Below are 23258 nucleotides of genomic sequence, written 5' to 3'. Positions count from 1 at the left end.
GAGCCTAGATACTTTTCACTCGAATAAGAGAGGGAAGCTAGGCTCTTTTTCATTGCAGCCGCTCTCGTGGTTATGGATTATGTCAGCATTATGTCAAATGTGCTTAGCATCGCTTCTAAATCAATTGTGACTTAGAGGGTTGTTCTATATTGTCGCAAGTTGTTATTACTTGAGATTGTATTGATTTGCTGAAGCTTGGCGTTCGACTTGTGCTATTACTGCTTTTACTGAGCCTAGGCTTAGTGAATGCGAATGTGCACTCGTTTAATAACACAGCGTCGCTTTCTAACGCATCGGCTAGTCACGTGTGCGATGGCTTCACCGGAGCGGTTACGCTCACTGCACTAGATAATGCTGGAGATGTCCAATGTTCGGCTAACGTAGCGGTCACCCCTTCTCCAGATAACACGAATTATCATGACTCTCAGACCGCTCTGCAGTACAACACATTTCGTCGTATATTGAGTAATGATCAGGATGCTTCTTCGGAGCTAGAACCTGTTTATCATCTACTCATCGACTTTTTCCCGCCTTCATTACTGGCTTTTGTGCTTGCCGCGATTCCTCTTATGGATTCCACTCAGCATTGGACCAGCACGAGTTCCTCTCCTCCTTCCCGGCTTTCTGGCTGGAAAGAGAGCAATATCCAATTCTCCCATTTTCGAGACTCTTTGAGCTAATTGCTTTACCTCTGAAGAGGCCTGTTTACGCAGCCTCAAATAAGCAAGGTTCGTCGCTACTACGGTTAGACAGCTGAATAAGCTTTCTAAATGGTGAGTGTGCGAACAGACAATTAGTGAATAAATGAAGAGATCTTGACTGTGAAAAGACACAACACAAGACAACCAATTAACCGCTACGCCAAGTGGAAGTACGTGGTGTTATTGTTCACCGTAGTGGTAATGATTTTAAGTGCGTTACCTTCTTGGTATGGCGAGAATGCCTCCGTTCATATCAGCAATCGTTCTCACCAAACCGTAGATGCCACGGAAGTGACTCAGTACTTGGCAAGTCACGGGATCCAAGCTCAATCTGCGTATCAGAAAGACCAACGCTTAGTCGTAATTTTGGAAGATGCTCAGCAGCAAGCACAGGCGAAACAAGTGCTTAGTGAAACGTTGCCAGAGAGTGCAACCATAGCGTTAGCGATGGAGCCTGCTGCGCCTAAATGGCTCACTGACATGGGCTTTTCTCCGATTCAACTGGGGTTAGATTTACGCGGTGGAGTTCAGTTTTTGCTGGAAGTGGATATGGAGCCTGTGTATCACGCGCAAGCTCAATCAGTTATCGATGAAGTGACCAGCGAAGTGCGCTACACCCGAGGCAAGATTGTCGGTGACAGTGCGCAGCTGACGTTCCGAACTGAAGATGATTTTTCGGCTGCGCGTAAGTTAGTGCGAGAACGATTCCCACAGTGGCAGCTGCATGCATCAGATAAACAGCTTACTTTGAACCAATCTGAAGATGAGCGCCGTACGTTACGCAATTTAACGGTGCAGCAGAACTTACAGATCATGCGCAGTCGTATTGAAGAATTAGGCATTACTGAAGCGTCTATTCAACGACAAGGTGAAAGCCGAATTCGTATTGAACTACCGGGCGTACAAGACCCTGCTGCAGCGAAAGATGTGATTGGTGCGACTGCTTCATTGGCTTTTCATTCCGTGTATGAAACACCTTCACGCCGCTCACAAACCTTACAAGATAATCAAGGTAACGCGGTGATTGTGGGTCAGAAAGCCGTTTTAGGTGGCGACCATATTATTGATGCACGTAGCGGCATTGGTGAAATGGGCAGCGCTGAGGTCAATATCACCTTGGACTCCGCTGGTGGACATAAAATGTCAGATTTCTCTCGCCGTAATATTGGGAAACCGATGGCGACAGTCTACAGCGAATACAGCCGTAATCATGATGGGGCGAGTGAGCAAACCAGCGAAGTGATTAGCGTAGCAAATATTCAGTCTCAACTTGGTAGTCGCTTTCGTATTACCGGAGTAGGGACAATGCAAGAAGCGCATGAGCTAGCCCTACTGCTGCGTGCTGGCTCGTTAACAGCGCCAGTGACCATCATTGAGGAACGTACAATTGGCCCATCTTTAGGTGCTGAAAACGTGACTAACGGTTTTGCGGCATTAGCGCTTGGGCTCGGTTTAACTTTGACGTTCATAGCCTTGTGGTATCGCCGTCTAGGCTGGGTGGCGAACTTAGCGCTTATCATCAACATGACGACCTTGTTTGGCTTAATTGCATTACTTCCTGGCGCGGTTCTTACCTTACCGGGTATCGCCGGATTGGTGCTGACGGTCGGTATGGCTGTCGATACTAACGTGCTTATCTTTGAACGTATTCGCGACAAGATGAAAGAAGGGCGCAGCTTTGCCAGCTCAATTGATCTTGGTTTCAACAGCGCGTTTTCTTCTATCTTTGATGCCAACTTCACCACCATGATTGTCGCAATAGCTCTGTACGCGATTGGTAATGGCCCGATTCAAGGTTTCGCGCTGACATTGGGACTAGGGCTGCTAACCAGCATGTTCACAGGGATTTTCGCTTCACGCGCCATCATTAATTTAGTTTGGGGGCGCGATCAGCGCCGCGACGTAAGGATTTAAGCCATGAAAATATCAGACAAAGCGATGACCAAGTTGCGCCTAGTGATGTGTAGCCTGTCTTTGATGCTGTTTATTAGTTCGATTGCGTTAGTGGCAATGAAAGGCTTCAACTGGGGGCTAGATTTCACTGGTGGAGTCGTGGCTGAGGTTCAACTTTCTGAACAAGTGACCAAAGCTGAACTGAAACACAACCTTGACCAAGCTTTTGCACAAGATGTGCAAGTGGTTGGTATGGCAGAACATGATCGCTGGACCATTCGTTATAATCACATTTCGCAGCAAACGCAGCCGACTTTAGTGGAAGCGTTAGCGCAAGTGAGCGACCAAGTACATGTGCTAAATAGCAGCGTGGTTGGCCCACAAGTTGGGCAAGATATGGTAGACCAAGGCGGTTTAGCAATCTTAGTGTGTTTCATTCTGATCATGCTGTATTTGAGTGTGCGTTTTGAATGGCGTTTGGCGTTAGGTGCACTTGCAGCACTGGTGTACGACGTGACGCTCATTTTGGGCTTGTTTGCTGCAACACAACTGGAGTTTAACCTGACGGTATTAGCCGCTGTATTGGCGATTCTAGGTTATTCCTTGAATGACTCGATCATTATTGCGGATAGGGTTCGTGAAATATTGCGCGGCCACCCAAACGGTGAAACTGACAACCTGATCAATCGTTCTATCCAAGCAACGTTCTCGCGCACTATGGTGACGTCTGGTACCACGTTGATGACAGTTTCAGCATTGTGGCTGCTAGGTGGCCCGGCGTTGCAAGGGTTTGCAATTGCGTTAGTTGTTGGCATTGTCAGCGGAACTTGGTCATCGGTTTCGGTGGGAATCACATTGCCGAAAATGCTTGGGTTACTGCCTAGCCATTACCAAATAAAACCGATTGATAAGACGGAAGAGGCGTATCCTTAAGTATTGTCCCGTATGAGCCTGTTCAATGATGAAAGGTTCATACCGGCTGGCGCTCGTGATTGGTTTGTGCCACTTCGCGAGCGTTGAGGGTAAAAATTGTTGGATATGTGCACTTCTGCATAAAAAAACACTTCACTATAAGGTAAGCCTTCCATCAATGAATTATGGTTAAAGGAGGCTTATCGAATAGGAAAGTAACAATGGAATATCGACACCAATGTCATGTTGGCGACCATGGTGATGCGTTAAAACACCCAGTGCTAGCGTCTTTAATTCAGGCTCTTGTTCAAAATCATCCAAGCCTGAATATTATTGATACTCATGCGGGCACTGGATGCTACGATTTAACAACCGCGCCCAAAAACCATGCTGGTGAATTTAAAGAAGGTGTGGGCTTTCTTTGGAAGCACAGACAGTCGTTACCACCAAGCTTTAACGCTTTCATTTCTACTCTTGCTGCATTTAATCCAGAAGAAACACTGACACTCTACCCAGGCTCTGCTGCGATCGGTTTTGAACAAGGCCGCCGCAATGACAGCTTTTTCTTCTCCGACATTCAGCAAGATGAAGCGGACTTATTAGCGACCAACATCAAGCAAATCCGTTCTGATCTACACATCGACAGTAAATTACACATCTTCGCTGGAGATGGGCTCGTTCAATTGCCTCATGCCGTTTCTGACTCTCAGTCACACAACTTGATTGTGATCGACCCTCCCTATGAAACCGATGGCGAATATTTAGCGGTGATTGATGCGCTGGTGGCTGCATGGCAACAGCAAGTGAATATTACAGCGTTAGTCTGGTACCCGCTTTATACCGAGGATAAGAGCCACCTGATTTTAGATCATTGCACCGAAGCGGTTACCGATGGCAAACTTCCAACACCACTTCAAGCTGAACTGCGTTTGAGAGATCCGAAAGACGACGATCGACTGATAGGTAGTGGTTTATTGGTGTTTAACCCGCCGCAGTGCGTTCCCCCAATGGTGACAGAGGTTCTGGATTACCTACATACTCATCTTGCCACTAAGCATGAAGGTTATTGGCAGCTAAAACGCTAACCTCTTTGTTCAAGTTCTTCATACAGCGGCTTTCTTTTGGAAGCCGTTTTTATTGGCTGTAATTATGAAAACAGCCAATTGATAGTGACGAGTGATTGTCTAGGGTAAGTTCAATAACGAGTGCGAATATCCGTAATATTTTCAAACAATTACTGTGGAAAACCGATCTTCAAATATGACGTTTCAATGGTCAAAATGGTTTTCTATGTAGGTTTGAGACGTGGTATGAGCGCTAAAGAGGCTGTTTTGAATATTGGATTGATCGCGGGCTTAGTCGGTGGGGCTATTGTGATACTTGGTTCTATTGGACTGGTGGTTTTGTATTTATCAGGAATTTGACCCGATGAATAAAAGAGAGCGACAGAAGTTGGGGGCGGTGGTCGCAAAGCTCATCCATTCCCCAGATAAGCCAGCTCGGAAAATCGGGGAAGAACTGATTGATATATTCCCGGCACTGGAGGAGCAGCTTGCCATTGAGAGTATTAAATATCACCACCAAGAGAAGTTTAAAACCATCTGGAATGCCGCGTCTTGGTACAACCAATTACAAGGTAAATTGAGTGCGAATGTATTTTGGAAAGCAGTATCGACGATTCCTGAATCCGCTTTTGAAGATGCGTTGTACGACTATTTACTGAAAACTGGTTATACCTTAGATATGGTGGTAAGTGGCATGGACTCAGACTTAGATAGTTTTAAAAGCCGGGCGTGCTACATGTTTTTTGAGGATGGACGTTGGAAGCGCTGCTTGCGTGAATACTTAAGAAAAGACTCTACGGGGTATCGCTTTCTTACTGCTGCTTATCGCAGTGACCGCGAGGTGTTGGTTTAGCGCCTTAGCAATAGTTTTCCGGGAAACAAAAAAGGGCGCTGAAAGCGCCCTTTTTTATTAATGATGGCTAATTAGCGCATCAATACGTTACGTGTAAACTGCTTCTTCAAGTACGCGCTGTACTCAGAGTTAAACGGTTCAGTTGAGTTGTTACGCATCTCTTGAGAGATTAATGCGTTTGATGCATCCGCTTCAGGGTGTTGAGGCGCAGTACCGAACTCAGCGTTAAGCGCAGTTTGTGTTTCCGCTGACGTTAACCAGTTAATGAACACTAATGATGCCGCTTGGTGTTGGCTGTTTTTAGCAACAGTTACGAAGTTACCGCCACCTGACATACCAAATTCAGGGATGTAGAACTTAATACGCTCTGTGATAGCACCACGTTTTTGCAAGCCAGCTAAGTGATCTTCCCATGCTGGCGCGAGTGTGATTTCACCATCGTTGATACGAGTTAGGCTGTCAGCGTTCGATGCTGTGATTAGCATGTCTTCTTCGTTTGTCTGGAACCAGTCCCAAGTTTGTGCCCAAGACTTCACGACTTTTTTGTCTAGCTTGTCTGTCATATCAAACTCACCAGAAACGTGGCGAATGCTTGATTCGATAAAACGTTGACCTGCACCGCCACCGTTTGGATCGTTCACACCAAACGCTTTAGGGTTGCTCTTAATGTAGCTTTCCATCTCTTCAAACGTTTGTGGTAGATCTGCTTCGCTGATGCGGCTTGGGTCGTAGGCTAAACCAGTTTGGTTACCCCAGAACGTCACACCATAGCCTTGTGAATGAATTCCTTCCGCTGATTGGTTCAGCTTTTGAATTTCAGGCAGCTTATCAAGCGTCAATAGTGTGTTCTCTAGCTTGAATGTGTTCAGTGCTGTAGGGCCAAGTGCTACTACGTCCATTGAACCTTTATCACGGCGGCTTTCAGCTTGTAGCTTGTTGCGGTTACCATCGTGAGTACCTTCCGGGATACGTACTTTAATGCCTGTCTCAGCTTCAAAGGTTTTTACAAAGTTGCGCCAACCTGGCTGTAAATACCAAACCGAAAAAGTGACGGAGCCTTCTTTTTTCGCCTGAGTTTCAATTTCATCCCAAGTCATGGTGCTTACATCGTATGCGAAACTTGAAAATGCCGTGGTGCTAAGTAGTGCTGCTAGTAGAGTTTTTTTCATTGTATCCTCACGAAATTAAGCTTTACCCGTCGATTGAGACAAGTAGTTTCCTTTCAATAAACGTTCGATTAGTAACATTAGTAAGACATTTGGAATCACAAGAATCAGTGATACAACGGCAGCATCAGGTCTGATAAATGAGTAACCCAAAAATGAATATAAGATGGTTGGAACGGTGATAAAGTCTGGAGCACCAAGTACGTAAGACATATTGAATTCCTCAATACTGATCACCAAACAGAAGATTGACGATGCAAGTAAGCTTGGTTTAAGCATAGGCAAGAATGCGTGCTTAAAGGTACCAAATTTCCCTGCGCCCATGTCGGCACAAGCATCAATTAAATCTTGTGGAATCGCTTTAAAACCTGCCGACAAAATACGAATCGCGTATGGCAGTGCGAGTACTGTATGCGCAATGACAATGTTGATGTATGGGTCGGTTAATCCTAGCTCTAACAGCATCGCACTGAAGAAAACCGCGAGGATCATTGAAGGCATAACCATTGGCAGCAACGACACCATTTCAGCCAGCTTCTTGCCGCGAAATTCCATGCGACCAAAGGCGTAAGCGGTCGGCATCGCTAGGGTAATGGTTAGGATAGCTACCGCAGGTGCCACCGAGTAACTGTTACGTAGCGCTTCTGGTAATGATGTGCTTTCCCATACTTCCACCCAACGCCCGAAAGAAAGCACCTGAGGGAAGAGATCTGGGTAACTCCATGGATGGTTTGGATCAACCAAAGACCAGATGATAGCCATTGCGAACGGCACGCCGAGCCATAACAAATTAACGAGAACAAAGAAGCTGATGGAGATCAGCATCACCCACTGGGTGTTGGATAGGTTGCGTAGGCGACTCATGATGCTTTCTCCATATCCACAACAACGCTTTTACGTGTAACAAATGGTTGAGTTAGTAAAGTTAAAACGACAGCTGATAGGCCTGCAATCAGCATGATTACCATGGCAATAACCGCCGAGTTTTCCCACTCGTAGTATTGGGTTGCCGTGATGTTCATCAGCATTGCCAATGAATAGCTACTGCGTGAACCTGCAACGGAAGCAAACGAGAAGTCACCCAACGCTCCGATGAAAATTAGAATTGATGATGCTTGCAGTGCAGGGATCGTTAACGGGAAAATCACCTGACAGAATCGCGCCCAGCGAGTTGCACCTAAATCTAACGCTGCATCCATTAAGTCACCGCGAATGCTAGCAATCGCACCGCTGATTAAGATCAGCGCGAATGGTAGATTCTTCCAAATTTGCAGAACCACAATGCTCCAACCAAATTTGTCGTTAGCAAGGCGTAGTGGCTTATCAATGATGCCTAGCGCCAGTAATGATTCGTTAAAAATACCGTGATAAGCGATCACGTTCATCAGTAAAAATGCGGCAACTAGTCCAGGAACGAACATGGGTGCACGTAGCACGCCAATGATCGCTGGTTTGCCCGGAATCGGCTTTTGTAACCATAATGCGATTGGGTAAGCCAGCATCACCGCACCGAGCGTGCCCAGTATGGAAGTTCTTAATGAATAAGCCACAGAGCGCCATAAAATCGGATCGCTCAGCGTCGTTTGCCAATATTCAAACGTCGCATTGGTTTCACCCATCACGCTGAATAAGCCAAAACTCTGCGCCACCACTACGTAGAGCGCGCTCCCCATCAGTAGGGCAATGGTGCCTACTCCGGGGATGAGCAATAAATAGGGTTTTAGGTTCATGCACACACTCCTTCTAGGAAGCGAATACCAAATTCAGGCAATTTCACGTGCAGTACTTCACCTTGTTGCGCCGACACTCGGCCACTCAGTTGTAAACGAATCTTTTGCTTGGTATCAGAGCCGACCCAGCCAAATACATCTAGGTTGTTACCTTGGAATGCGCTGGACTCAACCGTCACTTCAAAGCTGTTCTCATCACCTGGTTGACAGATCTCTGCATCTTCAGGGCGCCAGCAAATGAAGATTTCACTTGATTGTGGCTGCTCGGCTGATTCGACGCGGAACTCACCCATGTTGCAGCTAACGCGGTATTGGTTGTCTTCACTGGTAGGCTCAACATACGCTTGGTGAATGTTGGCTGCGCCAATGAAATCGGCAACGAAACGGCTAACCGGGCGGTAGTAAATGTCTTCAGGTGTACCAATTTGCTCTATGTTACCGCCGTTAAGTACTACAATTCGGTCACTCATCGCTAATGCTTCAGCTTGATCGTGAGTAACGTAAATAGAAGTAAGTTGATGCTGACGTTGCAGTTCTTTGATTTCGAAGCGAACGCCTTCACGCATTTTTGCATCAAGGTTAGATAATGGCTCATCGAATAAAATAATGTCTGGGCGTGTCACCATCGCACGGGCAAGTGCCACACGTTGTTGTTGGCCGCCAGAAAGTTGCGAAGGCAGCTTATCTTTATGTTCAACAAGCCCTACTTGCGTCAGGATTTCGGCCAAACGACGCTTTTGCTCATTCTTATCGATTTTTTGTTGAACCATGCCAAAGCAGATGTTGTGAGAAACACTTAAATGCGGAAATAACGCATAAGACTGAAAGCACATGGCGGTTTCACGTTTTTCTGGTGGAATTTGATTCACAACGCGATCATTCATCAAGATTTCACCTGATGTTGGCGTTTGAAAGCCGCCAATCATTTTCAGCAATGTTGTTTTACCACAACCACTTGGGCCAAGTAGCGTGACAAACTCGCCTTGTTCTACCGAGAATGAGATCTCTTTAGACGCATAAAAGTCACCATAATTTTTCGTCACAGAACGAAGTTCCAAAATTGCCATGATTAACCTTTTTTAAAAAGTTTAAATTTCCAGTTAGATTATTTACAGTTTATTTCAGTTTTATTATCGATCGAGATATTTCGCATAAAAATCATTCATTGATCACGGAAAGTTTAATAACTTATTGTTTTTAAAGGGTGTTGTTTTGTGGGTTTTTGTGGGGATTTCTTTGTTGACAGAAAATAGGATACCTCTGTATTCTAGATTAAACTTTTTAAGGTAGTTTAATTGGTGGCGTTTGATGTTTACTTTTGATGTGGCAAAAAAAGGACAAGTTTTGGTGAATAGCCATAGAGGCGATTGCATTACTTGCCCTGAAAACACCATGCCTGCTTTCTTGAGCGCGATAGAACGAAAAACAAGCTGTATTGAAATCGACATCGCGATGACCGCAGATGAAGAACTTGTGGTGATTCACGATCCAAGTGTCGACCGCACCTCTAATGGTACGGGCTATGTCGAGCAAATGACCTTAGCTGAATTAGAAGCTTTGGATTTTGGCGCTTGGTTTCATTCGTCGTTTGCTGATACGCCTATTCCTCGATTGGACTCAGTACTTGAATGGGCCGTTGAACAGGGCGTCGGTCTGGTTGTGGAAGCTAAGCAAAGACGCAATCATCAAGTGTTCGCCGATAAATTAACTGCCTTAATTCACCGGACACCAGGAGCGTTACAACACATTCAATTGTTGGGCTTTGATCATACTTTGGTGAACCGAGTAAAAGCCCAATTGCCAGGGATTCAGTTGCAAGTCGTCACTTTGGCGCGTTATCAGAATCAAGTGGATGCGGTGTTGGAATCGAATGCTTCGGCTGTGTGTGTGGAGTACCCATACACGACCCAATCGGTACTTGAAGGCTATAAAAAAGCCGGGCTAACCACTCGTCTGTACTTACCTAATAAAGATAGAAATATGAAACCGACTCAATGGTTTAATCAATATTATGGTTACGACGTACACAGTGAAATTATTCAATGGTTGCGAGATGGCCTCATTGATATGATTAGCCACGACGATATCGATATGTTGAAAGAGTTGGTACAGGAAGCCGGAATGGAGGCCATCTAATCCAACAGCTTTGCTGTCAATACAGTGATGTTAAATAACGAATAAATCTAATAAGAGAACCACCGAACATGTTAACGCCGATAAAACCATTACAACTAGAATTGACTCCAGGACAGAAGAAATTACTGGCGGTTTGTCGTGAGCATCGCTCGGTACCTCGCGCGAAAATTGTTGAGCAAACGGGGCTACGCAGTGGCTCGGTTACTAGCATTTCCAAAGAACTGCTGGCGATGAATATGATCAAAGAAGGCCCACGAGAAAAAGTAGGCCGTGGTCAGCCAATCATTCCTTTGCAGCTCAATCCGTATGCGGCGTTTTCTTTTGGAATTGCTTTTCACATTCACCGAATTGAAGTGGCGTTGGCGAATTTTTGTGGCGAGGTGATCGATACAGCCACTATGGATTACGCTGAAGATTCTCCTATCTCGGAAGTCTTAGCGAGCATCAAAGCGCAAATCGACTCATTGGTCGACAAACACAAAATCCAAAACGCCCGTATTCTCGGGATTGGTGTATCCATGCCGGGGCCATCTGAGGGCGATGGGAAATCCATTCGCACCATCATTCAAATGGAGCATTGGCGTAATGCTGATCTCGCGGTGATTTTTGGTGAAGTCTTTGAATGGCCAGTTTGGATAGACAACGACTGTAATGTCGCCGCTGTGGGTGAATTTTACTCTGGTCGTTGGCCGGAAGTGAAGAACATGGTGTTGTTTGAGTTGGGCCATGGTGTGGGTGGCGGTGTGATCATTAATCGCAAACTTTACCGTGGTAGTCGCCACAATGCGGGTGAGATCGGTACTTATTTCAACCTATTAGGTGAAGAGAACAAACCAACCATTCGTGGCTTGCTTGATCAATTGGCGGAATCTGGACTCGAAGTTGATGGCCCAGAAGCGATACCGGGTTTAGAAAACCCTGTGGTGGCGGAATGGGTGCGCTTTGCCGCTATTCAACTCAAGCCAATGCTGGTTTTGACTTTAGGTTGGTTTGACCCAGATTGCGTGATCATTGGTGGTTCTTGTCCTCAACATATCAGCCAAGCGCTCATTGATGAAATGGCGCTAGAGAAGAATTGGGTAGAGTTCGAGCGCTCGTATCCAATGGCTCAATTCTCTCCTTCAAAAATTGGATCGTCGCTAAATACCTATGGGGCATGCATGTTCCCAGTATTTCGCACGCTAGGTATTTAATAAAAACATCGGATAACTATTATGAAGTACGCACCAAGTGTGGGTGTAAAGTTCCATGAAGATGGAAGCGTTAGAACATTCCCAGGTAACACCTTTATTTGTCATTTAGATCAATCACTTCCTTTGATTGAAGAGCTACGTTGGGCGCAAGACCAACTCAAAGCGATGCAATGTGGAAACAAGTTCTCGTTCTTGCCGATTTCGAGCATGCACATGACTGTATTCGAAGGGGTGTGCGATCAAATTCGAGACCCGAAAAAGTGGACTTCTAAGCTCAGTCTAGAATCTGAATTGTCGGCGACTACGGATTTGTTTGCCACTGAAGCGAGCCAAATTGGCGCGCGTGGCGGTTTTGAAATGGCGTTCGATTATGTTTATAACTGCCCAATCGGCGGTAGCGCGATTCGTATCAAACCTGCCAATGAGCAATCGAGCCTAGCACTTAAGCAGTGCCGTGAAGCATTAAAAGCGGCGACTGGTATCAGCATGCCAGATTTTGACGATTACCATTTTCATATTACTTTGAGCTACCGAGTGATCGAGCTTGAAGAACAAGACAAAGCTGAACTAGAAGCCACCACTCAGCGTATTGGTGAGCGTATTGCACAGACATTCGGTACATTGACTCATGGGCCTGTAGAATTCTGTACTTTCCAAGACATGTTCAAATTTACTCCGGTTATTAAGCTCACTTAGTGACTTGGTAGTGAAACTAGCGGCTTGGCGCGGAAAGTCGTAGGCTCAGTGACACATTCCATTATTGAGTCATGGCAATGTGTAGGGCTTGGTCATAGCGCTGCCTGTTGTTATGGCTAGTTCGCCCTTAAGATGAAAGAGATAGCAGAAGTAAGCTTGTTGAATCGGCTGCTTTTATAATCCAAATGTCTAATTTACCTCGTATTTCATTACATCTATTATGGACTTAATTAACGTAAAACTAACCTGATCAGCTTGATTAATTATCGTTAATTATTTAAAAATGAAACCTCAATGATGTTCAGTTCATACTGTCGTCGCACACAATGAAGAACTCACTACTCGTAGTGAATTTGTGGTTTACCCCCTAAACCGCATCTGGCTCGCATTAGTCACGCGAGCCTTTCTTTTTTCTGACGAAAAGTACTTTTCTTACGATAAAATTCATCCTCTAGAAGGAGACCTCCCCCTGTGAAAATACTCATCATTGAAGACGACACCACCACTCGAGAATTTGTTGCAAAAGGCTTACAAGAGCACGGTTATGCTGTCGATCAGGCTGAAGATGGCAAAAAAGGTTTAATGATGGCTTTGAGCTCTGAATATCAGCTGGTCATTTTAGATCGTATGCTGCCGTACTTAGATGGTATGAAAGTGTTGTCTGCCATCAAGGCAACCGAAGAACATTTGCCCGTATTGATTTTAAGTGCGATGGACAGCGTTGAAGATAGAGTGGATGGCTTACAAGCGGGTAGCGATGATTATTTGATTAAGCCTTTTGCTTTGGCTGAGTTGATTGCTCGCGTTGATATCATTATCAATCGTACGCAAAGGCAAGTGCCTAGCCAAAATATTTTGGCATACGATTGTTTGCAGATCGACTTACGAGCCCATCGTGTTACTTGCTCTAATCAAGAGCTGAGCCTGCAACCGAAAGAGTTCCAGTTGATTCAGTATTTCATTGAGCATAGTGAACAAGTCGTGTCTCGAATGCGCTTATTTGAAGCGATTTGGAGCTATCACTTCGATCCAAAAACGAATGTGATTGATGTGCATGTCGCCAACCTAAGACGCAAACTCGAAGAAGCAGGTTGCTCTGATTTGCTGCATACCGTTCGAGGGGCAGGTTATGTCCTTCGTCGATGATTACGCGTTAACCCGTTCATCCGTATTCAAGACCTTAGTGGGTTTGTTCCTATTTATCACCGTGGTTAACATCATGGTGATTCGCCAAGTGTATATTGATTCTGATGCTTTCCATCGGCAGCAACTAACGAAGCAGCTGAATGAAGAAATCTCGGAGTTTCGTTTTGTCGCCAACCAAAGCAAAGAAGAAGTCGAAAAGCTCCTGGCGGCTAAGCGCGCATCTGCGACCTCTTTTTACTACCATCTTAGCGAACGGGCTGAGCCATCACTTAGCACCCAATATTATCCGATCAGTGCACTAGTGACTGATAAAACTCACATCCCTATCGGTGACAACCACCATTTAGAAATTGGTGTGGATTCACAAGTGATAGAGGAATTTCGTCAGTCGCTGATACCGATTGTTTTCTCTGGCATCGTATTGCCTGTCGCGGTGATGATGATTGCAGCGCTGTTCTTTACCATCTTGATTTTAAAGCGCTTAGAACGTGTTAATCGAGCGATGAATCGGGTGTTATGCGGTGAACGCGATGTGAAAATCTCGGTGTCTACTCAAGATGATGAGTTTGATATTTTGGCGATCCATCTTAATTTTATGATCGAGCAAATGTCGAAGAATGAGTCGACGCTTAAGTCGCTCACCGTCGGCTTAGCACATGATATGCGTACTCCAATGGCGCGTTTGAAATTGCGTATGGAAGAAATACTTTCTCAGTCCGAGTTGTCAGAGAAGCAACAAGACCAATTATCGGCCTGTCATGATGAGCTTGAACTGATTTTGTCGCTGTTTAACAGCATGCTAGAGATCGCTAAATTAAACAGTGGGCAAATGCCAATTGAAACCGAGCAAGTCGATTTGGGCAAGATAGCGCAAGATGCCCTTGAATTTGTTGGGCCGCTTGCTGAGTTAAAACAGCAAAACTTGGTGTATCGTCAGGATCAGCCGTGCCTAGTGATGGGGGACAGATCGCTGCTGTTTCGGGCGGTGTTTAACTTGATTGAAAATGCGGTCAAGTACACGCCGGAGCTTGGTGACATTGAGGTGGTGATCGATCACTTTGGTGTCGTGGTGGCAGATTCGGGAATTGGGATTTCAGATGCCGACAAGCTTAATGTGTGTCGCCCTATGTACCGGACGGATAAAAGCAGAACCGAGCATGGCAATGGGTTAGGGCTATCATTGGTTGATGCCGTTGTTAGCAGGCATCACGCTCACTTAATTTTAAGAGACAATGCTCCGGGTTTAAGAGCGCGAATTTACTTTGAGCAGTGAAGCTCTGTTTGAGAACGAACAAAGGTCAAAGCTAAGCTTTGACCTTTTTGTTATGTGCTGACTAACAACAGCTTGAGGTTAATGGCTTGGCACGGCTATTTGTGACAAGTCTTGGCCTGCTGGTATTTGCTTCATCGCATGGGCGATCTCTTCAGCTTCAGTGCCTACAATCACTTGTAGGTTGTTGGCGCCGATTTTCACGACTCCCATTGCACCAATCGCTTTGAGTGTGGCTTCGTCAGCGATCGATGCATCTTTAAGCGTCAAACGTAAACGTGTGATGCAAGAGTCGATGCTGGTTAAGTTGCCGTGACCACCCAGTGCTTTCAAGTACTGTGCGGCTTTATCATTGGTGCCCATTTGAACGACTTCTGCTTCTTCAACGTCTTCGCGGCCTGGTGTTTTAAGGTCAAACTTCAAGATAGCGAAACGGAATACGAAGTAGTAAATCGTCGCAAAGCCCAGACCTTGTAAGATCAACATGTAAGGCTTCATGGCGAGTGGAAGGTTGTACGACAATACGAAGTCAATCAAACCGCCACTGAAGGTAAAGCCAGCAATCCACTGCATGCTTGCCGCGATGTAAAGTGATAGTGCTGCAAGTAGTGCGTGAATGACGAACAGGACAGGTGCAACAAACATGAACGCAAATTCAATCGGCTCTGTGACACCTGTGAGAATCGCAGTCACGGCCGATGCGCCAAGGATACCGCCGACTTTCTTTTTGTTTTCAGGCTTGGCACAGTGGTACATTGCTAAACACGCTGCTGGTAGGCCATAACCCATTACCGGGAAGAACCCACCTTGATAGATACCAGTTACACCTAATTCTCCAGTGCCAGACCAGAACTTAGAAATGTCGTTGATGCCCACTAAATCGAAAATGAAAACTTGGTTTAGCGCGTGGTGCAGTCCAACAGGAATAAGCAAGCGGTTAAAGAAGCCATAAAGGCCAGCGCCCGTTGCGCCCATTTCTGAAATCGCGATACCAAAGTTAACCAGTGAACCGTAAACCACGGGCCACACGTATACCATGACTAAGCTGATACTGATCGCGGCCAATGAAGTCACTATCGGAACAAAGCGTTTACCGCCAAAGAAGCCGAGTACAGCGGGTAGTTTGATAGTGTGGAACCGATTGTACAGAGTGGCTGCGACAATACCCATCATGATACCAGTGAAGGCGCTTACCGATGCCTGAGACGCGATCACTTCTGATGAGCTCATTTGGTCTACGGGTACTCCCGTTATTTGTGAGATCACCGCTGTGTTGCCGACAATCATTTCCACAATTAACAGCCCTAGTAATCCTGAAAGCGCTGCAGCGCCATTGTTGTCTTTTGCTAATCCATAGGCGACACCGACAGCAAATAACCATGCTTGGTTATCCATGATCCCTTTGCCGCCATACACCAGAATTGTCGCCAGTGCGCTATTAGCCCCCCAGCCTTCTGGATCAATCGCGTAGCCAAGCCCCAGCATTAAGCCACCGGCTGGTAATACGGCAATCGGCACCATCAGCGCCTTACCTATTTTTTGGAGATATCCGAGTATGTTCACCTTAAGTCCTCTTATGTTTGTCTTTATGGCGAGAGCTTACATAAAGCCGGATTAAGGCGAGCTTGTGTTTAGATTAATTTTTATTAATCAAAAATTAAGGAGAGGCTCGGTAGCCGAATTCACAGTGTAAATTGCGCGATAAGTTCGTCGATGGTCACCTGCAGAGTGACGGCAGTTAGGCTCAAGATGAGCGACCGGTTAGCCTTGTTTGGCTTATTGAAAACCCACTCAAATATGAGCTTACTAACGTTCAAACTTGATTCGTCGCGTGTGAGAGCCTGTAGATATTGAATCTATGAGGTTAACTATCCTATGAAATCATCATTCATTGTTCCTATTTCACTGCTCGCTCTCAGCCCTGCGGTGCTGGCTGATGAAGTCGATATGAGCGATCCCACTGCTGTTTATTCCTCGGTTGGCACAAGTTTTACTTCTGAAGGGGAGGTCGATTTGAGTGCCGGCTTTGCTTGGGGCGAACACTTACTTTCTATTGAAACAAAACAAGGAACGGATGCCCTGAGTACACGTTATGCATGGATGCGAGAGGGAAGAGGGCTTTACGCTGAAGGCTATTTTAACGATGAAACTGAAACTCAGTCGGGAAGCGTTGGTTACATCCATACCTTTCAAATTCATGAAAAGATTAAGCTCTACCCTTTGGCGATGGTTGGTATCAACAACAATGACATGACAGATACGACGATCGCCACGGGCACCGTAGGTATGTACACCCGCATTGATATTGGCAGTGGCTTTCACTTAGGTTTAGACCCGTTTTATACCTTCGGTGAAAGTGACTACGACAGCTACTCGCTGGATAGCTTCATTGGCAAACAAATTGATAATCACCGAGTGCGCGTTGGCGTGAACTCAGCTGAAGAAGAGATGTATTTTAAATGGCAAATGGCTTTTTAATCCTAGCTTGAGCTTGAGCTTGAGCTTGAGCTTGAGCTTGAGCTTGAGCTTGAGCTTGAGCGTTCCCATCATTAACCAACTGTTTTGGTTAGTGTATTTTTGGTCGATTCGAGTGGCTGCCTAAGAGTTTAAATCAAAATAACTTTCAAAAAGTTGTGGGATTGAGCCATTACTTTTGAGCTCGATAACCAGATTTTTTAATAGTTCTCTTTGATGCTGCGGGAGCTGATCGTTACACACTAAAAACAAACCGAAATCGACAAAAAGCAAAGGTTCACCAAAGGTTGCGGCGGGTATATCCAGCATTTTCGCATTGTAGTACAAAGAAGAGATCGCCCCCGCCACCGAGTCTACCCGCCCTGCGGCTAACATCTTTATGCCGTTATAATATTCCCGAACCGAAACCTTATTTAAATCGTCATCGTCATGAAATCTTCGATCAAACATAATTCCTAGTGGTACAGCGATGCTTTTGTCATTCAAGCTTTGGTAATCGGTGAGAGTGATCCCTGCTGCAGGCAAAATGCCCGCTTTTAGCTGAAAGCCAATGGGTTCAATGAGATCGAAATGGTCGGCTATGATTGGTGATTCAGCAACAAGCGTACACACAGGATGGGTTTGGTTGAGCTGACTGATAATACGTTTGGTCGGGATAATGTAAGGCTGGGTGAGCGCTAACGATGGCATAGATTGACTCGCTTGTTGTAGCTCGAGTGCAATATCGAATAGTACGCCGGTTTCAGTGCCCAGTTCGTTTTTAAAGCCGTAAGGAACTTGCTCCATGATGATCATATCAATGGTGTTGGAGTGCGATTGACAGAACGCAGGTAAAGGCGATGAGAGCAAAAGGCACAAGCTAGTAAGGCTTAAGCTTTTTAAGTTGAACATGAGATAACCAGTTAGCGAATTACGATTCGTTACCCATTAGATAAGTAATCGTTCGATTTTTCAATGACTTTAAATGATAGTTTAGAAAGTTGTAATTACCTCCTGATAAACCAATTTTGACGACTTAGTTCAAACAAAAAACTTGGTATATGATGGTGATGCATATCAATGGATGGAATAGGAGGCATTTATGAAGCAAGTTGGAAATACGACCATTCACGCAAAGCATAAGGCTACATGCCATTGCGGGGCAGTCGAGTTGGAATTGAGCTTACCTAATGGCATTCAAAACCCGCGTCGATGCGATTGTTCCATTTGCCGCCGTAAAGGGGCGGTTGTGGGTTCGGTCACTCTCGATGGAATTCGAATTGTAAAAGGCGAAGATATCTTGAAGCTCTATCAGTTCAATACTGGAGAAGCGAAGCATTACTTCTGTTCTCAATGCGGCATTTATACGCATCACCAGCGCCGCTCAAACCCGCATGAGTATGGTTTTAATATCGGTTGCTTAGAAGGCGTGAACCCATTCGATATTGACAACGTGGTGACCAACGATGGAGTTAACCACCCTTCAGATAGGGTATCGACATAGAATACCGTTATTTATGAAGCGTAACCCGTGGCGTAATTAGTGCTGGATTGTTGCGCTTTATAAAATTATCGTAAAGGCCATATGTTGTGCAGTTGAGTAGCCGTTTTGAAAGGAGTCTTCAATGTCAGAGTATAGTGCGATTGTTCGCTGGAACCGCGGGGCAGACGAAGCCTTCAGTGATAACCAGTATAGCCGTGGTCATACATGGGAGTTTGATGGCGGCGTAACTGTGCCCGCATCTTCTTCTCCGCATGTGGTGCCGCTTCCTTACTCAGTTGAAGCGAATGTGGATCCAGAAGAAGCTTTTATCGCGGCGCTATCGAGCTGTCACATGTTGGTGTTTTTGTCGATTGCTGCAAAACGTAACTACATCATTGAAGAATATGTTGATGACGCTGTGGGTGTACTTGAAGAGGATGAGAGCGGTAGAACGTCTGTCACCCGAGTGACACTACGACCTCGAATCATCTTTTCGGGTGATCGGAAGCCGACTTACGCTCAGTTAGAAAAGCTCCACCACATGTCGCACGTAAACTGTTTTATCGCGAATTCTGTCAAAACTGAGATTACCACCGAGATTATTATGGACGAATAGCTCATAAAGCCGATAGGCATGAGTTAATCACTGCAAAGAGCACTGGAGAGGTAGTACATGGAAGTCATTAATCATCTTTACCCAAGCGCAGAGCAAATGGAAATATTGCACACTGACAACGACGACAGGCCATTGCAATTGGTGAATCTTTTTAAGTTTAAAGAGAAAGCAGAATACAGTGATGGCCGAGTCAGCACTCTGTCGGGCAAAGAAGCGTATAACTTATATGGGCAACCTATGCTCGAAGTGCTAGAAAAATACGGTGCCGAGGTGGTGTTCTTTTCTGAGATGACTGGGCTGATTATTGGTGAAGTTGATGAGCTTTGGGATTCTATGGCCATTGTGCAATACCCCTCTCGGCAAGCCCTATTAGACATGACCTCTTCAGAAGAATTTAAAACATTAAGTGTTCATCGAGAAGCTGGATTGGCTGGTCAGTTGAACATAGAAACGCGAATACCAGTTTAAATTAATCACTGCAGAATGTTAGGAAACAAGGAGGGACCTATGCAGCAAGTTTTTGTATTTGGAACGTTAAAGGAAGGATTTCCAAATTTTTCGACCAATAAAGGTCGTCGAGTCCCAGGAGACTTTACGACAAAATCGTCTTACCCGCTTTACCTGATTGGCGAGCGAAATTCGCCTTGGTTAGTGTTGGATGAAGGCAAGGGACACCCCGTGAAAGGGCAAGTGTTCGAAGTCTCAGACGAAACCTTAGCAGATATTGATAGGCTAGAGCGCATTACAAAGCCTGATGGTTATCGACGTATTATGCTTGAAGTGGTGTGTAAGCAAACGGGCGAAGCATCGCAAGTGTTTGTGTACTGTAAGCCGAAAATTCAATTGCAAAATATGTTGATTCAGCAAGAGCTGGCTGGAGACTATACGTTAGAGCACGCCAAGCTTTATACGCCCCGCTCAATTGAAGCCGTCGCGACACCCTAATTTGATTTCTTCGGGCTACTGACATCTGCTGTCAGTAGCCCGTGTTATTTTGGCTTAATACAAGGTAATTAACTGAAATATAATAAAAAGGAAATCCTATGCCAGATTCAAATCAAGCGTCAGCGAGTTGTTTATGTGGCAAAGTCACAGCGACTGCTAAAGATATCAACCCTAAATTTACGGTCTGTCACTGTAAGATGTGCCGAACATGGGGCGGGAGCCCATTAATGGCGGTGCAATGTGGTACGCAAGTGTCGTTTGAAGGCGCTGACTTTATCAAGGAATATGACTCTTCTGACTGGGCGAAGCGTGGTTTTTGTTCAAACTGTGGCACGCACCTTTTCTATCGAGTGAAGGCTTCCGGGAGCTATAACATGCCTTTGGGGCTGTTTCCTGAAATGGAAAACTTATCGATGACGATGCAGTACTTTATTGATAAAAAACCGAGTCATTACTGTTTTAGTAATGAAACTAAGGAAATGACCGAAGAGGAAATCTTCGCCTATTTCGCTTCTCAAATGTAACGCTTTTTAAGTTAAGGAGCTTTGCCATGCTTGTTTCTGTGTTGGCTGATTATCCACATTATGCAAAACAAATTGCCGAATGGTACTTTTCAGAATGGGGGAACCTAGTGCCAGGGTCCACTTTGGAAAGTGTGGAAAATAAAGTGAAGGAACGAGCGGTGCAAGGAGAGCACATTCCTTTTGGATTGGTCGTTCATCATCAAGGCGAATTGTTAGCGGCGGCCGATCTTAAGTTTCGTGAAAATACGAATTACCCCGAGTACGAGCATTGGCTCGGTGGGGTTTATGTCAATCCCAGTTATCGAGAGCAGGGGATCACCCGTCTGCTGATTGAAAGAGCGAAATCTGAGGCAAATAGATTGGGTGTCGAGCAACTCTATTTACAGTGTGAATCGCATAATATTGCTTTGTATCAGAAATATGGGTTCACGCCGCTTCATACTACCAAACACCATGAGGCACACACCACTATTATGGTTTGGCAGGCTGTGAGTGTGGATGAGAGTAACGTCTCTGAACGCTAAGCAATGCCTAATAAGACGTTAAGTTACCCGTGAACAACGGTGTAAGCGTTGTAATTGACTAAAAGAGAGTGGCATACTCTCTTGGTTATCCCGCCAATACTCAACATTCCATGATTCAAATCCAACTGAATAGTTTTGTTCATCGAGCGTCCGATAAGCTCAAATTGTTAGCTGCCGTTGAATCTACAGGCGCGACGTTAAAGCGTATTCGTCGTTCTAGAAACTGGTTGCTATCAGGAACCGAATTTCAGCTAATGGCATTAAAAACTCAGTTGGGGGACGAAAGAGACCGATGGATCAAACTGGCCATTGAGAAAGGTATGCCAGTAGAAGCGACGTTAGCCGCCACGGAAGCTCAGCTAAGCGCTCTTATTGCTCAACAAACCGGAATCACGGTGTCTGAGTTGGTGGCGTTATCGGGCTGCTCGGTTGCGGACGCACGTAAAGCAATTGATAGCCACGAAGATCTAGATTAGCCCTTTCAGCCAAACGGAAACGGACATGAGAAAAACCGATAAGAAAATTGATAATCAACTGCGTGAAGTTCTGACCGACATTTGTGAGCAGACACTAAAGACCTATGATGGCTTTTTGTGGGTGACGCATTTGGTCAACTTTTCGAACTTTCCGCAGAGCCTTAAAATAGTGTGCGTATTTGATACCAATGAACAGCTTGAAACGTTCGTTTCCACTCAGGGTAAAGCTGAAGTTCAGCGCGTGATGCACAAAGCATTAATGCAAGCGGGGATAAAACTGAAGAGTATTGAAAAGCACCTGACTTTCGATACGCAAGAAAATTGCGAACGCGACCACCGGGGGAAATGGGATGCTAGATTTGGTTAGAGCCAGCCCCATGGTGTTCACACACCGGTTAGGCTGGCCTACTAGGCATTAAGAGTTTGCGACTTTTACACGAATCTTATTTTTGCCAAAGCTAGCGAGATTCAACTCAGCCAATGCCGTTTTTGCTTCCGCTTCATCTGGCATTTCTACAAACGCAAAGCCTTTAGAGTAGCCCGTTTCTTGGTCTAGCACTAAGCTGCATTCAGCAACAGAGCCATGTTCAGAGAAAAGAACACGAATTTCTTGTTCTGTTGTTGAGCGAGATAGGTTGCGAACTAATAGTTTCATAATTAACCGTAATGTTTGAATTTTCGAGAAGCATTGTCTCAATCTTTTGCTGGTAGACCAAGCGATTAATAGACTCATTCAATTCACTGCTGCAGTTGTAAGCGCTTCTATCCATCCGCCTGCCCCTTTACTCCTAAAAAATTCTAGGCTTATCAGCGCTGTAGCGCTATGACTTTCAAAATGTGTACAGCTGGATGTCGTCATGATTTTTCTTGTTGCAGGTTGACGTTTGGACCTGTCTGATGACTTTTTGTACTGGAAACGCTACTTAAAGTTTGCGACATTAGTTTGCTGGTTCGATGTGATGCAACAGAGTTTAATATCTAACCCGTTTGTTTGGGTGTGTAGAGCGTATTCGATTTAACAATAATAGGAAGAAAGTGATGGATTACCCGATTAAAGGTGAGTGCCAATGTGGGCAGTTAACTTATCAACTCAAACAAGCGCCACTAAAAGTGATTGCTTGTCACTGTACCGAATGTCAGAAACTGGCGACTGGCCCATATAGCGTTACTGCTTTGGTTGATGCAGACAGTATTGAATTCAGTGGTGAAATGAGCGAATGGAGCCGCGGCTCGGATAGTGGCAATCTGAATAATGCGAAATTTTGCCCAGGATGTGGCAACCGAGTCTACCATTACAATCCAGCTGAACCCTCTGTGTTAAAACTGAAACTAAAGCCTGTCGAGATGGAAGATGACACGTTATTCCAACCTGTCGCACATGTGTGGGTAAGCTCGAAATTAGACTGGTGTGAAATCCCTGAAGGCGTCGCTGTCTTTGATAAGCAGCCATAGATAAAGCCCCCCGACACCATTAAA

27 protein-coding genes are annotated in these 23258 nt (G+C 45.3%); 20 read left to right on the top strand and 7 right to left on the bottom strand.

Translation table 11 applies throughout. The features are described 5' to 3' along the window. The first annotated feature begins 185 nt into the window (after positions 1-185). From ELZ11_RS05885 to ELZ11_RS05865, 5 genes are all read left to right on the top strand, one after another. A complete protein-coding gene (locus ELZ11_RS05885; RefSeq protein ID WP_137356454.1) occupies positions 186-680 on the top strand; it encodes a hypothetical protein in 495 nt (164 codons plus the stop codon). 141 nt (positions 681-821) lie between these two features. Continuing rightward, a complete protein-coding gene (gene secD, locus ELZ11_RS05880; RefSeq protein WP_374939803.1) occupies positions 822-2615 on the top strand; it encodes a protein translocase subunit SecD in 1794 nt (597 codons plus the stop codon). 3 nt (positions 2616-2618) lie between these two features. Beyond that, positions 2619-3527: a protein translocase subunit SecF gene (gene secF / locus ELZ11_RS05875; protein ID WP_137356452.1), complete on the top strand. Its 909-nt coding sequence runs from the start codon at positions 2619-2621 to the stop codon at positions 3525-3527. Positions 3528-3727: 200 nt separating this feature from the next. Further along, positions 3728-4591 (top strand): 23S rRNA (adenine(2030)-N(6))-methyltransferase RlmJ, encoded by an 864-nt coding sequence (gene rlmJ / locus ELZ11_RS05870; RefSeq protein WP_137356451.1) that lies wholly within the window; start codon positions 3728-3730, stop codon positions 4589-4591. 343 nt (positions 4592-4934) lie between these two features. Then, positions 4935-5423 (top strand): hypothetical protein, encoded by a 489-nt coding sequence (locus ELZ11_RS05865; protein WP_137356450.1) that lies wholly within the window; start codon positions 4935-4937, stop codon positions 5421-5423. 71 nt (positions 5424-5494) lie between these two features. Here ELZ11_RS05865 and ELZ11_RS05860 read toward each other — a convergent pair whose 3' ends face one another. From ELZ11_RS05860 to ELZ11_RS05845, 4 genes are read right to left on the bottom strand one after another with little or no spacing between them, the layout of a single operon-like run. Beyond that, on the bottom strand, positions 5495-6592 hold the full coding sequence (locus ELZ11_RS05860; RefSeq protein ID WP_137356449.1) for an extracellular solute-binding protein: 1098 nt from the start codon (positions 6590-6592) through the stop codon (positions 5495-5497). A 15-nt stretch (positions 6593-6607) separates the two neighbouring features. Beyond that, a complete protein-coding gene (locus ELZ11_RS05855; RefSeq protein ID WP_137356448.1) occupies positions 6608-7453 on the bottom strand; it encodes an ABC transporter permease in 846 nt (281 codons plus the stop codon). Then, entirely contained in the window at positions 7450-8319 is an 870-nt protein-coding gene (locus ELZ11_RS05850; protein ID WP_137356447.1) for an ABC transporter permease, read from the bottom strand. The genes ELZ11_RS05855 and ELZ11_RS05850 overlap by 4 nt, the downstream gene beginning before the upstream one ends. Next, the gene (locus ELZ11_RS05845) at positions 8316-9386 is read right to left on the bottom strand and encodes an ABC transporter ATP-binding protein (RefSeq protein ID WP_137356446.1); all 1071 of its coding nucleotides are present in this window, start codon (positions 9384-9386) and stop codon (positions 8316-8318) included. Before ELZ11_RS05845 ends, ELZ11_RS05850 begins: the two co-directional genes overlap by 4 nt. A gap of 280 nt (positions 9387-9666) precedes the next feature. Here ELZ11_RS05845 and ELZ11_RS05840 point away from each other — a divergent pair, with 280 nt between their 5' ends. From ELZ11_RS05840 to ELZ11_RS05820, 5 genes are all read left to right on the top strand, one after another. Next, entirely contained in the window at positions 9667-10455 is a 789-nt protein-coding gene (locus ELZ11_RS05840) for a glycerophosphodiester phosphodiesterase (protein ID WP_244291616.1), read from the top strand. Between the two features lie 68 nt (positions 10456-10523). Further along, positions 10524-11648: an ROK family protein gene (locus ELZ11_RS05835; RefSeq protein ID WP_137356444.1), complete on the top strand. Its 1125-nt coding sequence runs from the start codon at positions 10524-10526 to the stop codon at positions 11646-11648. Positions 11649-11669: 21 nt separating this feature from the next. Further along, complete coding sequence (locus ELZ11_RS05830) at positions 11670-12344, top strand: DUF1868 domain-containing protein (RefSeq protein ID WP_137356443.1); 675 nt, start codon at positions 11670-11672, stop codon at positions 12342-12344. A gap of 471 nt (positions 12345-12815) precedes the next feature. After that, positions 12816-13490, top strand: a complete 675-nt coding sequence (locus ELZ11_RS05825; RefSeq protein WP_137356442.1) for a response regulator transcription factor — start codon at positions 12816-12818, stop codon at positions 13488-13490. After that, positions 13474-14763 (top strand): sensor histidine kinase, encoded by a 1290-nt coding sequence (locus ELZ11_RS05820; protein ID WP_137356441.1) that lies wholly within the window; start codon positions 13474-13476, stop codon positions 14761-14763. Before ELZ11_RS05825 ends, ELZ11_RS05820 begins: the two co-directional genes overlap by 17 nt. 78 nt (positions 14764-14841) lie before the next feature. Here the strand turns inward: ELZ11_RS05820 and nagE are convergent, their stop codons facing one another. Beyond that, positions 14842-16323, bottom strand: coding sequence for an N-acetylglucosamine-specific PTS transporter subunit IIBC (nagE, locus tag ELZ11_RS05815; protein ID WP_137356440.1), 1482 nt, complete (start codon positions 16321-16323; stop codon positions 14842-14844). 312 nt (positions 16324-16635) lie between these two features. Between nagE and ELZ11_RS05810 the strand changes: the two genes are divergently transcribed. Beyond that, positions 16636-17238, top strand: coding sequence for a hypothetical protein (locus ELZ11_RS05810; RefSeq protein ID WP_137356439.1), 603 nt, complete (start codon positions 16636-16638; stop codon positions 17236-17238). A gap of 120 nt (positions 17239-17358) precedes the next feature. Here ELZ11_RS05810 and ELZ11_RS05805 read toward each other — a convergent pair whose 3' ends face one another. Then, positions 17359-18126 (bottom strand): amino acid ABC transporter substrate-binding protein, encoded by a 768-nt coding sequence (locus tag ELZ11_RS05805; protein ID WP_137356438.1) that lies wholly within the window; start codon positions 18124-18126, stop codon positions 17359-17361. Between the two features lie 190 nt (positions 18127-18316). Here ELZ11_RS05805 and ELZ11_RS05800 point away from each other — a divergent pair, with 190 nt between their 5' ends. The 8 genes from ELZ11_RS05800 (at position 18317) to ELZ11_RS05765 (ending at position 22149) form a co-directional block, all read left to right on the top strand. Continuing rightward, entirely contained in the window at positions 18317-18718 is a 402-nt protein-coding gene (locus ELZ11_RS05800; protein WP_137356437.1) for a GFA family protein, read from the top strand. Between the two features lie 121 nt (positions 18719-18839). Continuing rightward, on the top strand, positions 18840-19313 hold the full coding sequence (locus tag ELZ11_RS05795; protein ID WP_137356436.1) for an OsmC family protein: 474 nt from the start codon (positions 18840-18842) through the stop codon (positions 19311-19313). A 57-nt stretch (positions 19314-19370) separates the two neighbouring features. Further along, positions 19371-19781: a DUF1330 domain-containing protein gene (locus tag ELZ11_RS05790; protein ID WP_137356435.1), complete on the top strand. Its 411-nt coding sequence runs from the start codon at positions 19371-19373 to the stop codon at positions 19779-19781. 39 nt (positions 19782-19820) lie between these two features. After that, positions 19821-20258 (top strand): gamma-glutamylcyclotransferase family protein, encoded by a 438-nt coding sequence (locus ELZ11_RS05785; RefSeq protein WP_137356434.1) that lies wholly within the window; start codon positions 19821-19823, stop codon positions 20256-20258. A gap of 98 nt (positions 20259-20356) precedes the next feature. Further along, positions 20357-20782 carry a GFA family protein gene (locus ELZ11_RS05780; protein ID WP_137356433.1) on the top strand — a complete coding sequence of 142 codons (426 nt, stop codon included), beginning with the start codon at positions 20357-20359 and terminating at the stop codon, positions 20780-20782. 26 nt (positions 20783-20808) lie between these two features. After that, positions 20809-21306 (top strand): GNAT family N-acetyltransferase, encoded by a 498-nt coding sequence (locus ELZ11_RS05775; protein WP_137356432.1) that lies wholly within the window; start codon positions 20809-20811, stop codon positions 21304-21306. 68 nt (positions 21307-21374) lie between these two features. Then, entirely contained in the window at positions 21375-21782 is a 408-nt protein-coding gene (locus ELZ11_RS05770; RefSeq protein ID WP_244291615.1) for a ribosome recycling factor family protein, read from the top strand. A gap of 25 nt (positions 21783-21807) precedes the next feature. Then, positions 21808-22149: a Fis family transcriptional regulator gene (locus ELZ11_RS05765; protein WP_137356431.1), complete on the top strand. Its 342-nt coding sequence runs from the start codon at positions 21808-21810 to the stop codon at positions 22147-22149. Between the two features lie 48 nt (positions 22150-22197). Here ELZ11_RS05765 and ELZ11_RS05760 read toward each other — a convergent pair whose 3' ends face one another. Further along, positions 22198-22437, bottom strand: a complete 240-nt coding sequence (locus ELZ11_RS05760) for an RNA recognition motif domain-containing protein (protein ID WP_137356430.1) — start codon at positions 22435-22437, stop codon at positions 22198-22200. 383 nt (positions 22438-22820) lie between these two features. Here ELZ11_RS05760 and ELZ11_RS05755 point away from each other — a divergent pair, with 383 nt between their 5' ends. Further along, positions 22821-23234, top strand: coding sequence for a GFA family protein (locus tag ELZ11_RS05755; protein ID WP_137356429.1), 414 nt, complete (start codon positions 22821-22823; stop codon positions 23232-23234). Positions 23235-23258 lie beyond the last annotated feature (24 nt).

It is taken from the genome of Vibrio profundi (assembly GCF_005281835.1).
In the GTDB taxonomy this organism is placed as follows: domain Bacteria; phylum Pseudomonadota; class Gammaproteobacteria; order Enterobacterales; family Vibrionaceae; genus Vibrio; species Vibrio profundi.
Note: the sequence above shows the minus strand (reverse complement) of the source record. Positions and strands in the feature narration are given on the sequence as shown.

What these genes read in the sequence shown, in the direction of transcription:
- secF (WP_137356452.1), top strand. Translation starts at nt 2,619, where the DNA reads ATGAAAATATCAGACAAAGCGATGACCAAGTTGCGCCTAGTGATGTGT.
- rlmJ (WP_137356451.1), top strand. Translation starts at nt 3,728, where the DNA reads ATGGAATATCGACACCAATGTCATGTTGGCGACCATGGTGATGCGTTA.
- ELZ11_RS05865 (WP_137356450.1), top strand. Translation starts at nt 4,935, where the DNA reads ATGAATAAAAGAGAGCGACAGAAGTTGGGGGCGGTGGTCGCAAAGCTC.
- ELZ11_RS05860 (WP_137356449.1), bottom strand. Translation starts at nt 6,592, where the DNA reads ATGAAAAAAACTCTACTAGCAGCACTACTTAGCACCACGGCATTTTCA.
- ELZ11_RS05855 (WP_137356448.1), bottom strand. Translation starts at nt 7,453, where the DNA reads ATGAGTCGCCTACGCAACCTATCCAACACCCAGTGGGTGATGCTGATC.
- ELZ11_RS05850 (WP_137356447.1), bottom strand. Translation starts at nt 8,319, where the DNA reads ATGAACCTAAAACCCTATTTATTGCTCATCCCCGGAGTAGGCACCATT.
- ELZ11_RS05845 (WP_137356446.1), bottom strand. Translation starts at nt 9,386, where the DNA reads ATGGCAATTTTGGAACTTCGTTCTGTGACGAAAAATTATGGTGACTTT.
- ELZ11_RS05835 (WP_137356444.1), top strand. Translation starts at nt 10,524, where the DNA reads ATGTTAACGCCGATAAAACCATTACAACTAGAATTGACTCCAGGACAG.
- ELZ11_RS05830 (WP_137356443.1), top strand. Translation starts at nt 11,670, where the DNA reads ATGAAGTACGCACCAAGTGTGGGTGTAAAGTTCCATGAAGATGGAAGC.
- ELZ11_RS05820 (WP_137356441.1), top strand. Translation starts at nt 13,474, where the DNA reads ATGTCCTTCGTCGATGATTACGCGTTAACCCGTTCATCCGTATTCAAG.
- ELZ11_RS05810 (WP_137356439.1), top strand. Translation starts at nt 16,636, where the DNA reads ATGAAATCATCATTCATTGTTCCTATTTCACTGCTCGCTCTCAGCCCT.
- ELZ11_RS05805 (WP_137356438.1), bottom strand. Translation starts at nt 18,126, where the DNA reads ATGTTCAACTTAAAAAGCTTAAGCCTTACTAGCTTGTGCCTTTTGCTC.
- ELZ11_RS05800 (WP_137356437.1), top strand. Translation starts at nt 18,317, where the DNA reads ATGAAGCAAGTTGGAAATACGACCATTCACGCAAAGCATAAGGCTACA.
- ELZ11_RS05795 (WP_137356436.1), top strand. Translation starts at nt 18,840, where the DNA reads ATGTCAGAGTATAGTGCGATTGTTCGCTGGAACCGCGGGGCAGACGAA.
- ELZ11_RS05790 (WP_137356435.1), top strand. Translation starts at nt 19,371, where the DNA reads ATGGAAGTCATTAATCATCTTTACCCAAGCGCAGAGCAAATGGAAATA.
- ELZ11_RS05785 (WP_137356434.1), top strand. Translation starts at nt 19,821, where the DNA reads ATGCAGCAAGTTTTTGTATTTGGAACGTTAAAGGAAGGATTTCCAAAT.
- ELZ11_RS05780 (WP_137356433.1), top strand. Translation starts at nt 20,357, where the DNA reads ATGCCAGATTCAAATCAAGCGTCAGCGAGTTGTTTATGTGGCAAAGTC.
- ELZ11_RS05775 (WP_137356432.1), top strand. Translation starts at nt 20,809, where the DNA reads ATGCTTGTTTCTGTGTTGGCTGATTATCCACATTATGCAAAACAAATT.
- ELZ11_RS05765 (WP_137356431.1), top strand. Translation starts at nt 21,808, where the DNA reads ATGAGAAAAACCGATAAGAAAATTGATAATCAACTGCGTGAAGTTCTG.
- ELZ11_RS05760 (WP_137356430.1), bottom strand. Translation starts at nt 22,437, where the DNA reads ATGAAACTATTAGTTCGCAACCTATCTCGCTCAACAACAGAACAAGAA.
- ELZ11_RS05755 (WP_137356429.1), top strand. Translation starts at nt 22,821, where the DNA reads ATGGATTACCCGATTAAAGGTGAGTGCCAATGTGGGCAGTTAACTTAT.